Origin of the sequence: Mesorhizobium sp. M0772, assembly GCF_040320135.1 — a bacterium.
Classification (GTDB): domain Bacteria; phylum Pseudomonadota; class Alphaproteobacteria; order Rhizobiales; family Rhizobiaceae; genus Mesorhizobium.
This window is the reverse complement of record NZ_JAMYPB010000003.1, coordinates 53,649-69,313: the sequence shown is the minus strand read 5'-3', so window position 1 is coordinate 69,313 and position 15,665 is coordinate 53,649. Positions and strand designations below refer to the sequence as shown.

Genomic DNA, 15,665 nt, shown 5'->3' with positions numbered 1-15,665 from the left:
TTCAGCCGGAGCCTTGTGACATGACCGCGCGGATCCTCGTCGTCGACGACATCCCTGCCAATGTCAAACTTCTCGAGGTTCGGCTGCTGGCCGAATATTTCGAGGTGTTGACGGCCTCCAACGGGCCGGACGCGATCGAGACCTGCGAAAACGGCAAGGTCGATGTCGTGCTGCTCGACGTGATGATGCCCGGCATGGACGGGTTCGAGGTCTGCAAGCGGCTGAAAAGCGATCCGGCGACCGCGCATATACCGGTGGTCATGGTGACCGCGCTGGGCCATGTTGCCGACCGGGTGCGCGGCCTCGAGGCAGGCGCCGACGACTTTCTCACCAAGCCGGTCAACGATCTGCAACTGATGACGCGGGTGAAGAGCCTGGTCAGGCTGAAGTCGCTGACAGACGAGCTGCGGCTGCGCGCATCGACCACCCGCAACATCGGCATCGAGGCGCTGTTGAGCCGCAGCTTCGCGTCGGAGGACGCCACGCCGAAGGTGCTGTTGATCGACGAGCGCAAATCGTCGGTTGAGCGCATCCAGAACATGCTGCGCGGCAGCGCCGAGCTCGACATTGCCACCGATCCGCATGCCGGCTTCTTCCAGGCCGCCGAGGCGCCCTATGAGTGCGTGCTGATCTCGACCGGTTTTACCGATTTCGATCCGCTGCGGTTGTGTTCGCAATTGCGTTCGCTCGACCGCACCCGCTTCCTGCCGATCATCCTGATTGCCGACGAAGGCGAGGAGGGCCGCATCATCAGAGGCCTCGAACTCGGCATCAACGACTATCTGATGCGGCCGATCGACCAGCAGGAGCTGACGGCGCGGCTGCGTACCCAGGTGCGGCGCAAGCGCTATAACGATCAGCTGCGCGCCAGCGTCGCCCAGACCATCGAGATGGCGGTGACCGACGCATTGACCGGGCTGCACAACCGCCGCTACCTCGACAGTCATCTGCAGACGCTGTTCGACCGCGCCGTGGCGCGGCGGCGGCCTCTGTCGGTGATGATCACCGATCTCGACCGCTTCAAGACCGTCAATGACTCGCATGGCCATGATGGCGGCGACGATGTGCTGCGCGAGTTCGCAAGGCGGCTGCGCAAGAACGTCAGGGGCATCGACCTTGCCTGCCGCTTCGGCGGCGAGGAATTCGTCGTTGTGATGCCGGACACGGACGGCGCGGTGGCGGAGAAGGTTGCCGAGCGCATTCGCGCCGAAATCGCCCAGCTGCCGTTTGCCATCGGCCCTGAAGGCAAGGCGATCGAAGTCACGGTCAGCGTCGGCGTGTCATCGGTTCTGAAGGGCGCGGACACGGTCGCGGCGTTGATGAAACGTGCCGACGTGGCGCTCTACGAAGCCAAAAGTGGCGGCCGCAACCGGGTCGTCGCCAAGGCAGCGTAGGCTAGACCACCGATTATGCAGTCAATCGGACAGGGTTAGGAATTTACCTTAATCCAAGCGATTCGGCAGGCTTGGTTAAGAAACTATTGATTTTCAAACATTGTTGCGCAAATGTGCGGTGCAAGAACAAGGGCGATGCGGGCACGAGGGTAGACAGCCGCATCGCTTCGCCGAATACCCCATGATGCTCAGGTCCGCCGCATCTCCTGGGTCCGTGGGGTCGGCCGGCCGGCGCTGGCACATAGTGGCCTCCTCGTACCGCTGCCATACGCCGACCGGCCCCCTTTTTTGCCAAAAATGAGATGAGCACTTCGCGCCAAACAGCGGAGGGTTCTGGCTTTCGGGGCCTTGAATCAAAAACGCCGCCCGGAGGGCGGCGCTTTTGACAGAGCGTATGAAAACCAGATTACTTGATCTTGGTTTCCTTGAACTCGACATGCTTCTTGGCGACAGGGTCGTATTTGCGGAACGACAGCTTGTCGGTCTTGGTACGGCTGTTCTTGCTGGTCACGTAGAAGAAACCGGTGTCGGCGGTCGACAGAAGCTTGATCTTGATGTTTGCGGCTTTGGCCATTGTATCAGTCCGTTATGTTCGTGGGGTTTTGGCCGCTGGAGCGGGGGAAAACACCCGGACGCGGGAAACTTGGCGCGACACATAAAGAACGTGCCCGGAAAGTCAAGCCCGACGCCTTGCCTCTGTCGTAAGCACATGAGTTGTCCGGATTAGGTAGCACGTGAGTTGTCCGGTTTTATCATCGGCGCGATGGAGGCTGAGGACGAGACGGACAGCATGGCTATGGGCCGGCGAATGCCGGGACGCAGCGAAGCGGCGGGTTGGGCAGGGTGGATTGTCACCCCCGCCCAATTCTTCGCAGGCTCAGGGCGTTCGAATCTCGAAAAACCAAGCAATTGGCTTTTCGTCCGCTACGAGGCCGCTTCTCACCCCACAAGGAGAGAAGGTAAGGTCGCTGTTGCTCGCCCTCAGCGGGGCCGGATTTCTAGGCTTCTTCCTTAACTGGAAGCGCTTTCTTCCAGTCCCCGGTGGTGTTCCACCAGCGATTCGGATTGGCGCGGTCGTCCAGGCCCTTGGAGCGGCTGGCGAGCATTGGCTGGATGCGGATCACCGGCTCCTGGTAGGAATGCGCCTGGAAAATCGCCTCGACGACGCGGGCGGCGAGCGCCTGGTCGTCGGGCAACTCGAACGAGACCTCGACGGTGCCGGGGCGGCGGCGCAGTTCGGTTTCGACGCCGGCGGCTGCACCTTCCAGCGGTCGGTAGCGTTCGATGCCGTGCGCGGTTTGATAGGCGTTGCGGTCGTATTTGCCCATTGCCAGCGGCGCGATCGCGACCACGGCGTCCATGATGCGGTCGACATCGGCTGCCGGGGCCTGGAAGCTGACAAGCAGCAGAAGCGTCATGCGCAGAGATGTGGTTTCAAAGCCGCTGTCGATCATCGCCGTATCCTCAAACTCGGGTTTTTTGGGACACCCTTTTAGCTGAGGTCTCCTGACACGGTTCTGTCAGCAGCGGCGACATCCCGTCAGGATGCGCAGGCTGCGGCGGACAGGCTACCAGATCTTGCGGATCAGCCTGGCGCTGACCAAGGCGATATAGGCGGCAAAGAACAGGCCGAGCGACCAGCCGAAGCCGGAGGGCCCGAAGGCATCCATGCCGATGCCGATCGCCTGCGGGCCAAGCACCATGCCGACGCCGTAGCAGAGCACGAAGGCGGCGTTGGCCGAGGCCAGTTCATGGCCGGAGAGCTGCGAGCCCAGATGGGCAAGGCCGATCGTGTACATGGCGGCCACCACGCCGCCCCAGACAAACAGAAGCGCCGCCATCAGGTGCCAATTGCCGGCGAAGAACGGCATGAAGATGGTGCCGGCAAGTCCGACCGTGGCGCAGGCCAAAAGCAGATAGCGGCGGTCTGAGACGCGGTCGCTGATCATACCGATAGGGATCTGCAACAGCACGTTGCCGAGGCCGATCATGGTGAGCAGGAGGGCTGCATCCGCCTCGGAATAGCCGATGCGGTTGCCATAGACGGGGAACAGCGCAAAGCCGCCGGTCTCGACAGCGCCGAACACCAGCACGGCGGCGGTCGCTGTCGGCACCAGCCAGATATAGCGCAGGAAGTTGCTGGTTTCGCCGTCAACCACGATTGTGGGACTTTCATTGCGTGCGGCCAGCACCGGGATTGCGGCCAGCGCGACCAGGACGATGATGACGCCAAACGGCAAGAAGCCGGTGCTGCCAATATGGGCGAAGATCCATGGCCCGGCGGCGAAGCCGAGCGACAGCACGGTGGCATAGATGCCGAGCACCAGGCCGCGCCGGCGCGGCGGCGCCGAGGTGCTGATCCAGAATTCCGACAGGATGAACAGCACCGTCAGCGCGATGTGCAGCACGATGCGTAGTGGGAACCACATCCAGAAGTCCGGCGCGAAGTGGAAGCCGACAAAGGCGAGCGCGCCGGCGGCGATCATGGCGATCATCGTCCAGGCGACGCCGAAGCGCATCGCCAGCGGCGTGGCCAGCGGGGCGCCGGCGATCGAGGCGAGGCCGGCGACCGCGGTGTTGAGGCCGATCATCGATGCCGAGTGGCCGCGGCTCTCGAGAATAACGCTGAGCAGCGGCATGCCGAGGCCTATGGCGATGCCGACGACGCTGATCGACGAGATCGCGGCGATCATCGGTAGCCAATGTACGCGCTCGTCGCCCTCTTGCTGGGTATCGACCGTCATGGGATGCCTGAATACTCTGTCTGTTTGATATTGCGTAATTCCGGACGGAAAACCGCGTCACATTTTTCCTGGAATTGCTCTAAAGAATTTCGCGAACGAAGCGGTTGCGGACAAGCCGGTAGAACGGCACCGACCCACCGGGTCGCAGGCGCGGGTCGTCGGCAAGCCGCGTCTCCAGCTCCTGCAAGATCGTTCGGGTGATGTCGGGGATATCGGCCTCTCTGGCCTTGGCGAGCGGCAGCCAGACCAGTTCTTCCAGCTCATTGGTCGGGCCGCCACCCGGCAGTTCCACGGCGACATCGCTGCGCCAGGCGCTGAAGAAGCGGGTGTCGAAACGACGCACGCGATTGGGCGGGGTGATGGCGCGGGCGATGAAGCGCAGCGGCGCCAGCGAAGGCTGGACGCCGTGCTCGACAAAGCCCTGCCAGTCGCGTTTGTCGGTTGCGAAAGAGCCTTTGCGGCCGATGAGCAGGCCGGCTTCCTCATAGGTCTCGCGGATGGCCGAGAGCGCGATGGCACGGGCCCGCGACGGGCTGATGCGGCCGACGCCGGCGGTCAGCCTGGCTTCTTCCTCCGGGAGCAATGGGGTGGCAACGGCAATGCGGCTGTCGGCCGAATCGGTGCGGCCGCCGGGAAAGACGAACTTGCCGGGCATGAAGGCGTGGCCTGCATGGCGCCGGCCCATCAGCACCAGAATCTCGTCGCCCTCGCGATCGAGCAGGATCAGGGTGGCGGCATCGCGCGGGCGTATGGGCAGGCCGCTGTGGGCGGCCGCGCCACGGTCCATCCTGCTGACTTCCGCCTTGGTCATACCTTCCATGCGCAGGACCTAGCGGAAACTTCTGGCAAACGAAAGTGGCCTTTCACGGTCGGCATGTTGCGCCAGGCGACATTGCCCTGACGCAAACTAGGTTCCGGGATGCGGCTCGGTGCCGTCTTTTTCGCCGCCGAAGCCGTGCATATAGAGCGCCCATTGCAGTCCGATGACGGCGCCCTTGACCGGTTGCAGCAGAGCGACCGACAACACGATGGTCAGCGGCACCCAAATGGCGATGTGCTGCCACATGGAGAGCGTCGAGGTCGCCTCGACGCCCATGAAGGCGCCGAGAACGATGTGGCCGACAATGACGATGACGAGATAAGCGGGCAGGTCGTCGGCGCGGTGGTGGTGGAACTCCTCACCGCACACGGCGCATTTGTCGACGCTTTTGGTGAAGCCGGCGAACAACCTGCCTTCGCCGCAATGCGGGCAGCGGCCAAGGGCGCCGCGCTTCATCGCCGTCCACAGCGGGCGGGCGACTCGGCCCGAATGATGTTCGCCGCCGAAAACCTGCTTCTGGATTCCCATTTCGCTTGCCATTATCGTCTCCTGCCGCGCGACCCCGGGCGCGATTGCGACGCGCGGGCGCGGCCTTTTGCCTTGTGAAACGACCGTTTGGAGCCGGGCAGGGGCTTCGGGTCGGTCAGCATCTCGAAACGCATCGCGCCGGCCATAGGCGCCACCTCGATCAGGCGAACCTCGACGCGGTCGGCAAGCTGATAGCCCTTGCCGGTGCGTTCTCCGAACAGCGATCGCGCGGTTTCGTCATATATATAGTAATCGCCATCCAGACTTGACACCGGGATGAAGCCATCTGCGCCAAACTGCGGCAATTGGACAAATAGTCCCGATTTGGTGACGCCCGAGATGCGGGCGTCGAAGCGGTCGTCGATGCGCTCGGCGAGGTAGGCGGCGATCAGCCGGTCGACGGTGTCGCGCTCGGCCGCCATGGCGCGGCGCTCGGTGCCGGAGATCAGCACCGCGACGTCTTCCAGCCGCGTCTCTTCGTCCTGCGTCAGCCCGCCGGGGCCGAGCCCAAGTGCGGCAATCAGCCCGCGATGCACGATCAGATCGGCATAGCGGCGGATCGGCGAGGTGAAATGCGCGTAGCGCTTCAGGTTGAGGCCGAAATGGCCGATGTTCTTGGGCGAATATTCGGCCTGACTCTGCGAGCGCAGCACCACTTCGTTGACCAGCCCCTCATTGTCGGCGCCACGCACGCGCTCGAGAATGCCGTTGAACTGGGCGGGCCGCATCTGCGCGCCACGCGCCAGCGACAGGCCGAGCGTCTGCAGGAACTCGCGCAGCGATTCCTGCTTGGCCAGCGACGGCGCATCGTGGACGCGGTAGACCAGCGCCTGCTTCTTCGCTTCCAGCGTTTCGGCGGCGGCGACATTGGCCTGGATCATGAATTCTTCGATCAGCTTGTGGGCATCGAGCCGCTCCGGGACGATGACGCGGTCGACGGTGCCGTCCGGCTTGAGCAGGATCTTGCGCTCCGGCAGATCAAGCTCGAGCGGCTGGCGGCCATCGCGGCCGCGCTTGAGGATGGCGTAGGCGTCCCACAGCGGCTTCAGCACCGTATCGAGGATCGGGCCGGTCTTGTCGTCAGGAAGGCCGTCTATCGCGGCCTGGGCCTGCGGATAGGCGAGCTTTGCCGCCGATTTCATCATGACGCGGTGGAAGGTGTGACGCAGCTTGCGGCCATCGGCGGCAAAAATCATGCGCACGGCAAGCGCGGGACGGTCGTGGCCTTCGCGCAGCGAGCACAGGTCGTTGGAGATGCGCTCTGGCAGCATCGGCACGACGCGGTCGGGGAAATAGACAGAATTGCCGCGTTTCAGCGCCTCGCGATCGAGTGCGGTGCCATAGCGGACATAGGCCCCGACATCGGCGATCGCCACTGTGGCGATCACGCCGCCGGGGTTCTTCTCCTCGAGGTCGGGCGTGGCGAAGACGGCGTCGTCATGGTCCTTGGCGTCGGCCGGGTCGATGGTCACCAGCGGCAGGTCGCGCCAGTCCTCGCGGTGAGCAAGCGTCGCCGGTTTTACCGCCTCGGATTCGGCGATGACGTCGGCCGGGAAGATATGCGGAATGTCGTGCGCGTGGATGGCGATCATCGAGACCGCCTTTTCGCTGGTCAGCGAGCCCAGCACCGCCAGCACTTTTGCGCGCGGCAAACCATACCGGGAGGCCCGCGCCGGCTCGACCTCGACAAGGTCGCCGTTCCTGGCGCCGTTCTGGAATTCCTTGTCGACGATCAGTTCGGGCTGGCGACGTTCGACCGGCTCGATTCGGAAGGTGCCGTCCCTCAGGATACGGAAGACGCCCAGCACGGCATCGGTGCGCTTCTCGAAAATCTTCATCACCCGGCCCGTATAGGCGGGCCCGGTCGCATCGTCGGTCGGGAAGGTCTTGGCCAGCACACGGTCGCCGATGCCCGGCTGCGGGCCATTGCCGCCGCGGGAGACGCGGATCGAGATGACCGGCGGTTCGCCGGTGCCGACGGCCTCCGCCGGATGCGCCAGCAGGATGCCGTCGCCGTCGCGGCCAAAAATGTCGAGTACGGCGACGTGCGGCAGAGCGCCGACGCGGGCCAACCGCTTGCGCTCTTTGGTCAGGATGCCTTCGTCCTGCAGGTCGCGCAGAATGTCCTTCAGCCAGATGCGGTCGTCGCCGCGCAATGCAAACGCCTTTGCGATGTCGCGTTTTCCCGCGCGGTCGGGGTTCTCGGCGATGTAGCGCAGGATTTCGTCACGCGAGGGCCTGTAGTCGTCCTTGACCTTGGCCCTCGTGTCGGCGGTGCGCGGATCGCCGTGGCTTCTACCGGTGATCCTGCGCGCCACGCTGCTATCCCTTTTTCTTCGCCGCCGGCTTCTTGGTCGCCGACTTCTTGGCTGTGGTTTTCTTGCCAGTGGTTGTTTTGGCAGTGGTTTTCTTGGCTGTGGGGGCCTTGGCGGCTGCCGCCTTGCGGAACGGCTTCTTGCCGCCGCCCTTGGCTTCCTTCTCGGCAATCAGCGCCACCGCGTCCTCGACGGTCACCGACTGCGGATCCTTGCCCTTGGGCAGTGTCGCGTTGACCTTGCCGTAGTTGACATAGGGCCCGTATTTGCCATCGCGCACGACGATCTTGCCGCCGCCATCGGGATGGTCGCCGAGTTCCTTCAGCGCGGCAGCAGTGCCGCCATTGCGGCCGCCCTTGCCCTTCAGCTGCTTCTCGGCGATCACGGTGACAGCGCGGTTGAGGCCGATCGAGAACACATCCTCTATGCTGTCGACATTGGCATAGGTGCCATCATGCAAAACGAATGGACCATAGCGGCCAAGCCCGGCGGAGATCATCTTGCCGGATTCAGGATGCTTGCCGATGTCGCGCGGCAGCGACAGCAGCGCCAAGGCCTTTTCATGATCGATCGAGTCGGGCGTCCAACCCTTGGGCAGGCTGGAGCGCTTGGCTTCCTTGCCGTCGCCGCGCTGGATATAAGGACCGAAGCGGCCTGAGCGCAGCGTGATTTCCTCTGCTGTGTAGGGATCGTTGCCGAGCACCTTGGTGCCGTCCTCGCCGTCGCCATTCTCGCCATTCGGGTTGGCGGCATCGCCGAGCTGGCGGGTAAAAGAACATTCCGGATAGTTGGAGCAGCCGACGAAGGCGCCGAACTTGCCGAGTTTCAGCGACAGATTGCCGGAGCCGCATTTTGGGCAGATGCGGGGATTCGAGCCATCCTCCCGCGCGGGGAACACCAGCGGCGCCAGTTCCTCGTTCAGCGCATCGAGCACGTCGGTGACGCGCAGTTCCTTGATGTCGGCAACGGCGCCGGAGAAATCCTTCCAGAAGTCGCGCAGCACGTCCTTCCAGGCGAGCTTGCCGTCGGAAATCTCGTCAAGCTTTTCCTCGAGTGAGGCCGTGAAGTCATATTCGACATAACGCTCGAAGAAGCTTTCGAGGAAAGCCGACAGCAGCCGGCCCTTGGCCTGCGGCACCAGCCGGCGCTTGTCGATGGTGACGTAGTCACGGTCTTCCAACGTCTTCAGGATCGCGGTGTAGGTCGACGGACGGCCGATGCCGAGCTCTTCCAGCTTCTTGATCAGCGACGCCTCGGAGTAGCGCGGCGGCGGCTCGGTGGTGTGCTGGGTGGCATTGATCGCCTGCCGGGCCAGCTGCTCGCCGGCACGGATCTCGGGCAGACGACGGTTTTCCTCGTCTTCGGCGTCGTCGTCCTTCTGGTCGGTGTAGGCGGCGATGAAGCCGTCGAAGCGAACGACGGAACCGACGGCGCGAAGCTCCGCGGTGCGAGCGCCATTGACCGCCTCGATTTCGACCGTGGTACGCTCGATCTCGGCCGACTGCATCTGGCTGGCGATGGCGCGCTTCCAGATCAATTCGTAAAGCCGCAGCTGGTCGGAATCGAGATACTGCCTGACCGAAGCCGGCGTGCGCATGAAATCGGTCGGGCGGACCGCCTCGTGCGCTTCCTGGGCATTCTTAGCCTTGGCTGTGTACTGGCGCGGCTTTTCCGGGAGGTATCTTGGGCCGAATTCCTTGGCGATGGTGTCGCGGGCGGCGTCGATCGCCTCCGGCGCCATCTGCACGCCGTCGGTTCGCATATAGGTGATCAGGCCGGTGGTCTCGCCGCCGATCTCCATGCCTTCATAGAGGCGCTGCGCCACTTGCATGGTGCGCGTCGCCGAAAAGCCGAGGCCCGACGATGCCGCCTGCTGCAGCGTCGAAGTGGTGAAGGGCGGGCCAGGATTGCGCCGCGTCGGCTTGGCTTCCACCGACAGAGCCTTGAAGGTCGCGCCTTCGAGCATGCCCTTGATATCGTCGGCCTGCGCCTTGCTGGCGATGTCGAGCTTCTGCAGCTTCTTGCGCTCGAACGCGGTCAGCCGCGCCTCGAAGCTGTCGTTACGTGGCGTGCCGAGGAGGGCAGCGATCTGCCAGTATTCCTCGCGGACGAAACGTTCGATTTCGGATTCGCGGTCGCAGACCAGGCGCAGCGCCACCGACTGGACGCGGCCGGCGGAACGGGCGCCCGGCAATTTGCGCCACAGCACCGGCGACAGCGTGAAGCCGACGAGATAATCGAGTGCGCGGCGAGCCAGATAGGCATCGACCAATGGCGCATCGATCTGGCGCGGATTGGCCATCGCTTCCAGCACCGACGACTTGGTGATGGCATTGAAGACGACGCGGCTGACCGGCTTGTCCTTCAACACGCGCTTCTGCTTGAGCACCTCCAGCACGTGCCAGGAAATGGCTTCGCCCTCGCGATCCGGATCGGTGGCGAGGATCAGGCCATCGGCATCCTTGACCGCGTTGGCTATGTCGGTGAGACGCTTTCCGGACGCGGTGTCGACCGCCCAGGACATGGCGAAATCCTCGTCGGGACGCACCGAACCATCCTTGGCCGGCAGATCGCGGACATGGCCGAACGAGGCCAGAACCTTGAAGTTCTTGCCGAGATACTTGTTGATTGTCTTTGCCTTGGCCGGCGATTCGACGACGACGACGTCCATGAGGTCTCATATCAGCTGTGGGGCGGCAGAAGAATTCCGCTGCGTGACGCATTCAATTGGTCGCTCACATGGCCGCGCTTTTGCGATCGGTCAAGGGCAAGCGGCCAAAATGCGGAGGCGTGTGCCGCAATACACTCTTAGAGTGTATGGAGAAGATCACAAAATTTTTGTCTGGGACGGTTCGTGTTTCGAGCCACCGGGAAAGGCGCCGCGACCAGTTCGTGCTGCGCGTAAATGCCGAACTGGTCGCCGGGTCGCTTGGAGCCGGCGGCCAGCCGAGTCCCGCCGATGGGGTGCGGGATAGAGGTTCGGACGATCAGTCGGCCTTGACGATGTGCCAGACTTCGCCGACGCCGTCGCCGGTGATGTCACCGGCCTTCTTGTCCTTGATGAAGGTGTAGACCGGCTTGCCGTCATAGGCCCACATCTTGGTGCCGTCGGTGCGGTCGACGATGGTCCATTCGTCGTCCGCCTTGGCGCCGTCCTCGGCCTTCAGCGGCGGCCAGTTGGTGGCGCATTTGTCGTAGCAGTTGGTCTTGCCCTTCTCGTCCTTGTCATAGGTATAGAGCGTCATGCCATTGGCATCGGTGTAGATCTTGGTGCCACCGACTTCGGCTTCCTTCCACGCTTCGGCGGCGAAGGATGCGGCGGTGCTGAGCAGAAGGGCGGCCAGGCCGACAGTGATGCTTTTCATGGAAATCTCCCTGGTGATCCGACGAAGCGCGCAGAAATCGCGGCTTCGCTGTGTGAACGCTCGGCGAGGGGCATTTCTTCCCCGACTTGGTCAACTTGGGATTGGTCGGTAACAATTCGTCCGGCCGGACCGTATGTGTAGCCAAATGCCACACGATGGTGATTGGCGAACACGGTTTTGCACCGCTATACCGGCGCCAAGGAATCTGGAGTTCTGGAATGCCATTGGACATCGGCTATGTCAGCGCGGTCGGAGCGGGGGCGATCTCGTTCCTGTCGCCTTGCGTGCTGCCGCTGGTGCCGCCCTATCTCTGCTACATGGCCGGCGTGTCGGTCGACGACTTTCGCGGCGATGCCCGCGTCACCGCCAAGGCCGGCGCCCGCGGGGCGCTCATCTATTCCTCGCTCGCCTTCGTACTCGGTTTCTCCACCGTGTTCGTGGCGCTTGGCGCCGGCGCCTCGACCATCGGCCACTGGCTGCGCGTCTGGCAGGAGCCGCTGGCGATGGCGGCCGGGGTGCTGATCATCCTGATGGGGCTGAATTTCCTCGGCATCCTGCGCATACCACTTCTGTCGCGCGAGGCGCGCTTTCAGTCGCAGGGCAAGCCTGCCAGCATGGTCGCCGCCTATGTCATGGGGCTGGCCTTCGCCTTTGGCTGGACGCCGTGCATCGGCCCGGTGCTGGGGCCGATCCTGACCTTGGCCGGCGGTCGCGAGACGGTGGGCGAGGGCGCTCTTCTGCTTGCCGCCTATTCGCTTGGCCTCGGCATTCCGTTCCTGATTGCTGCCCTGTTCTCCGGCGCCTTCATGCGCTTCCTCGGCAGGTTCCGCGTCCATCTCGGCCGCGTCGAAAAAGCCATCGGCGCGCTGCTGGTCGTCGCCGGCGTGTTCTTCCTCACCGGCGGCGTGCAGACGGTGTCCTACTGGCTGCTCGAGAATTTTCCGGTGCTGGGCCGGCTGGGGTAGCGATCCGCTGATCGAGAGTGAACTGCCTCATCACCTCACCGGAATTTAACCGCATTGGTGCAGCATGACGCCAGATGCTACCACTCTGCGATTCCTGATCCCTTTCATACGGTTGCCATCCATGAGCCAGAGATCCTGCCTGTCCGTCATTCTCGCCGCCGGTGAAGGCACGCGCATGAAGAGCGCGATGCCGAAGGTGCTGCACCAGATCGCCGGACTGCCGATGGTCGCCCATGTGGTGAAAGCGGCCGAGGCCGCCGGCGCCCGCAGCCAGGCGCTGGTGATCGGCCATGGCGCCGATGATATGCGCAAGGCGGCGGCGAAATTCGCGCCCAAGGCCGAGACCTTCGTGCAGGAGAAGCGGCTCGGCACTGCGCATGCCGTGCGGGCTGCGCGCGATGCGATATCAAAGGGTTATGACGATATTCTCGTGATGTTCGGCGACACGCCGCTGATCGATGCTGAAGCCCTGGTGACCGCGCGGCGAAAGCTTGCCGATGGCGCGGCTGTTGTGGTGATCGGCTTCCGCCCGCCCAGCCCGACCGGCTATGGCCGGCTGATCGAAAAGGGCGGCAAGCTCACCGCCATCCGCGAGGAGAAGGACTGCTCCGCCGAGGAAAAGAAGATCGGCTTCTGTAATGCCGGCATGATGGCGGTGGCGGGCAAGCATGCGCTCGACCTGCTCGACCAGGTTGGCAACAAGAACGCCAAGGGCGAGTTCTATCTCACCGACATCGTCGAGATCGCCAGTGCGAAAGGGCTCGATGTCGTTGCCACCGAAACCAGCTTCGAGAGTGCGCTCGGCATCAACAACCGAGCCGAACTGGCGCAGGCCGAAGGCATCTGGCAGGTGCGCCGGCGCTACGAGGCCATGCGGTCGGGCGTAACGCTGATCGCGCCGGAAACCGTGTATTTCTCGCATGACACCGAAATCGGCGCCGATACGATCGTCGAGCCCAATGTCTGGTTCGGACCGGGCGTGAAAATTGCAACCGGCGCCAAGATCCACGCTTTCAGCCACATCGAAGGCGCCACCATTGCCTCCAACTGCGTTGTCGGGCCGTTCGCGCGGCTGCGGCCGGGTGCCGATCTTCGCAACAAGGCCAAGGTCGGCAATTTCTGCGAGGTCAAGCAGGCGGTCATCGAGGAGGGCGCCAAGGTCAATCATCTGACTTATATCGGCGATGCCCGTGTGGGCGCGGGTGCCAATATCGGCGCCGGCACCATTACCTGCAACTATGACGGCTACTCGAAGTTTTTCACCGACATCGGCGAGGGCGCCTTCATCGGTTCGAACTCGTCGCTGGTGGCGCCGGTTACGATCGGCAAGGGCGGCTACATCGCCTCGGGCAGCGTCATAACCGAAAGCGTGCCGGACGATGCGCTGGCCTTCGGCCGCGCCCGCCAGAAGACCATTCCCGGCAAGGGCAAGGAATTGCGCGAGCGCTTCGCGTCTGCCGCAGCGGCGAAGAAAAAGGCCGGCACCGGCCATTAACCGCCGAAGCAATTGAACAACCGAGGAATTGCGGTAACCGGATTGCAAGAGCGGTGTGTCATGGTGCATCGGGTTGAGAAGCGTTCCGTTACAGCAGACGAAACGCAAAGTGACTTTCGCGGCGGGCCGGCAATCCCTAGATAGCGCTGGTTTTCCATCGGGACTGGTTTTCCAGGTGAATCGGGGGCAGGCGCATGTGCGGTATCGTCGGAATTGTCGGCCAGAGCCAAGTCGCGCCGCTCATTGTCGATGCTTTGAAGCGGCTTGAATATCGTGGCTATGACTCGGCCGGCGTCGCTACAGTCGAGAAGGGCGCGCTCGGTCGCCGCCGCGCCGAAGGCAAGCTGATCAATCTCGAACGCCGGCTGAAGGACGAGCCGCTCGATGGCACGATCGGCATCGGCCACACGCGCTGGGCGACGCATGGTGTGCCGAACGAGACCAACGCCCATCCGCATTTCTCCGACGGCGTCGCCATCGTCCACAATGGCATCATCGAGAATTTCGCCGAGTTGCGCCACGAGCTGATCCGCGACAGCTATTCCTTCTCGTCGCAGACCGACACCGAGGTCGTAGCACATCTGGTGGCGCGCGAACTCGCCAAGGGGTTGAAGCCGATCGAGGCGGCGCATCAGGCGCTGAAGCGGCTGGAAGGCGCCTTTGCTCTGGCCATCATGTTCACCGGCGACGAGGACCTCATCGTCGGCGCCCGCAATGGCCCGCCGCTGGCCGTCGGCCATGGCGATGGCGAGATGTTTCTGGGCTCCGACGCCATCGCGCTGGCGCCCTTCACCAATTCCATCACCTACCTTGAAGACGGCGACTGGGCGGTGGTGCGCCGCGATGGCGTCACCATCTTCGACATCGACGGCAAAGAGGTTGCCCGCAAGCGCCAGCAATCGCTGTCGACCAGCTTCATGGTCGACAAGGGCAACCGCCGCCATTTCATGGAAAAGGAAATCCATGAACAGCCCGAGGTGATCTCGCATACGCTGGCGCACTACGTCGATTTCGTCTCTGGCGTGTCGAAGCCGCTGGAACTGCCGTTCGACTTCGCCAAGATTGGCCGGCTGGCGATCTCGGCCTGCGGCACCGCCTATCTCGCGGGGTTGATCAGCAAATACTGGTTCGAGCGCTATGCGCGGCTGCCGGTCGACATCGATGTCGCCTCGGAATTCCGCTACCGCGAAATGCCATTATCCGCTGATGATGCCGCCTTCTTCATCTCGCAGTCCGGCGAAACCGCCGACACGCTGGCCTCGCTGCGCTATTGCCGCAAGGCGGGCATGAAGATCGGCGCCATCGTCAATGTGCGCGAATCGACCATGGCGCGCGAATCCGACGTCGTGCTGCCGACGCTGGCCGGCCCGGAGATCGGCGTCGCCTCGACCAAGGCTTTCACCTGCCAGCTCTCGGTGCTGGCCTCGCTGGCGGTGCGCGCCGGCGTGGCGCGCGGCACGATCTCGAAGGATGAGGAAAAGACGCTGGTGCGCGCTCTTTCGGAGGCGCCCCGCTACGCCAACCAGGTGCTCAAGCTTGAGGAGCAGATCGAGCGCATTGCGCGCGAAATCTCGCGCTACAAGGACGTGCTCTATCTCGGCCGCGACACCAATTTCCCGCTGGCCATGGAAGGCGCGCTGAAACTCAAGGAAATCTCCTACATCCATGCCGAGGGTTATGCCGCGGGCGAGCTGAAGCATGGGCCTATCGCGCTGATCGACGAAAACATGCCGGTCATCGTCATCGCGCCGCATGACCGTATCTTCGAAAAGACCGTGTCGAACATGCAGGAAGTGGCGGCGCGCGGCGGCAAGATCATCCTGATCACCGACGCCAAGGGCGCGGCGCAGGTCAGCGTCAAGACGATGGAGACGATCATCCTGCCCGACGTGCCGGAAATCATCTCGCCGATTATCTATGCGCTGCCGATCCAGATGCTGGCCTACTACGCCGCCGTCTTTATGGGGACAGACGTCGACCAGCCGCGCAATCTAGCGAAATCGGTGACCGTGGAGTAGTCGGCGCTCATCGGCGGTCTT

At 63.4% G+C, this 15,665-nt stretch carries 12 protein-coding genes; 4 read left to right on the top strand and 8 right to left on the bottom strand.

What is annotated here, in order from left to right; genetic code table 11:
* The first annotated feature begins 20 nt into the window (after positions 1-20).
* The gene (locus NKI06_RS02965; RefSeq protein ID WP_023681572.1) at positions 21-1,394 is read left to right on the top strand and encodes a PleD family two-component system response regulator; all 1,374 of its coding nucleotides are present in this window, start codon (positions 21-23) and stop codon (positions 1,392-1,394) included.
* A 406-nt stretch (positions 1,395-1,800) separates the two neighbouring features.
* On the opposite strand, the gene rpmG is transcribed toward NKI06_RS02965, so the two are convergent.
* The 8 genes from rpmG to NKI06_RS02925 all read right to left on the bottom strand — a co-directional run bounded on the left by rpmG (position 1,801) and on the right by NKI06_RS02925 (position 11,166).
* Complete coding sequence (gene rpmG, locus NKI06_RS02960; protein WP_006201775.1) at positions 1,801-1,968, bottom strand: 50S ribosomal protein L33; 168 nt, start codon at positions 1,966-1,968, stop codon at positions 1,801-1,803.
* A 424-nt stretch (positions 1,969-2,392) separates the two neighbouring features.
* The gene (locus NKI06_RS02955; RefSeq protein ID WP_352983942.1) at positions 2,393-2,848 is read right to left on the bottom strand and encodes a YqfO family protein; all 456 of its coding nucleotides are present in this window, start codon (positions 2,846-2,848) and stop codon (positions 2,393-2,395) included.
* Positions 2,849-2,962: 114 nt separating this feature from the next.
* Entirely contained in the window at positions 2,963-4,138 is a 1,176-nt protein-coding gene (locus tag NKI06_RS02950; RefSeq protein ID WP_023688313.1) for an MFS transporter, read from the bottom strand.
* 79 nt (positions 4,139-4,217) lie between these two features.
* The gene (locus NKI06_RS02945) at positions 4,218-4,958 is read right to left on the bottom strand and encodes an NUDIX hydrolase (protein WP_352983939.1); all 741 of its coding nucleotides are present in this window, start codon (positions 4,956-4,958) and stop codon (positions 4,218-4,220) included.
* Between the two features lie 87 nt (positions 4,959-5,045).
* Positions 5,046-5,498, bottom strand: a complete 453-nt coding sequence (locus NKI06_RS02940) for a DUF983 domain-containing protein (protein ID WP_031194788.1) — start codon at positions 5,496-5,498, stop codon at positions 5,046-5,048.
* Positions 5,498-7,804: a ribonuclease R gene (gene rnr / locus NKI06_RS02935; protein ID WP_352983936.1), complete on the bottom strand. Its 2,307-nt coding sequence runs from the start codon at positions 7,802-7,804 to the stop codon at positions 5,498-5,500. Before rnr ends, NKI06_RS02940 begins: the two co-directional genes overlap by 1 nt.
* A gap of 4 nt (positions 7,805-7,808) precedes the next feature.
* The gene (topA, locus tag NKI06_RS02930) at positions 7,809-10,472 is read right to left on the bottom strand and encodes a type I DNA topoisomerase (protein ID WP_352983935.1); all 2,664 of its coding nucleotides are present in this window, start codon (positions 10,470-10,472) and stop codon (positions 7,809-7,811) included.
* A gap of 316 nt (positions 10,473-10,788) precedes the next feature.
* Complete coding sequence (locus NKI06_RS02925) at positions 10,789-11,166, bottom strand: COG4315 family predicted lipoprotein (protein ID WP_023751518.1); 378 nt, start codon at positions 11,164-11,166, stop codon at positions 10,789-10,791.
* Between the two features lie 218 nt (positions 11,167-11,384).
* On the opposite strand from NKI06_RS02925, the gene NKI06_RS02920 reads away from it, so the two are divergent.
* The 3 genes from NKI06_RS02920 (at position 11,385) to glmS (ending at position 15,644) form a co-directional block, all read left to right on the top strand.
* Positions 11,385-12,131: a cytochrome c biogenesis CcdA family protein gene (locus tag NKI06_RS02920; protein ID WP_352983932.1), complete on the top strand. Its 747-nt coding sequence runs from the start codon at positions 11,385-11,387 to the stop codon at positions 12,129-12,131.
* A gap of 121 nt (positions 12,132-12,252) precedes the next feature.
* Positions 12,253-13,626, top strand: coding sequence for a bifunctional UDP-N-acetylglucosamine diphosphorylase/glucosamine-1-phosphate N-acetyltransferase GlmU (gene glmU / locus NKI06_RS02915; RefSeq protein ID WP_352983931.1), 1,374 nt, complete (start codon positions 12,253-12,255; stop codon positions 13,624-13,626).
* Between the two features lie 194 nt (positions 13,627-13,820).
* Positions 13,821-15,644 carry a glutamine--fructose-6-phosphate transaminase (isomerizing) gene (gene glmS, locus NKI06_RS02910; protein WP_352983928.1) on the top strand — a complete coding sequence of 608 codons (1,824 nt, stop codon included), beginning with the start codon at positions 13,821-13,823 and terminating at the stop codon, positions 15,642-15,644.
* The last annotated feature ends 21 nt before the right edge of the window (positions 15,645-15,665 follow it).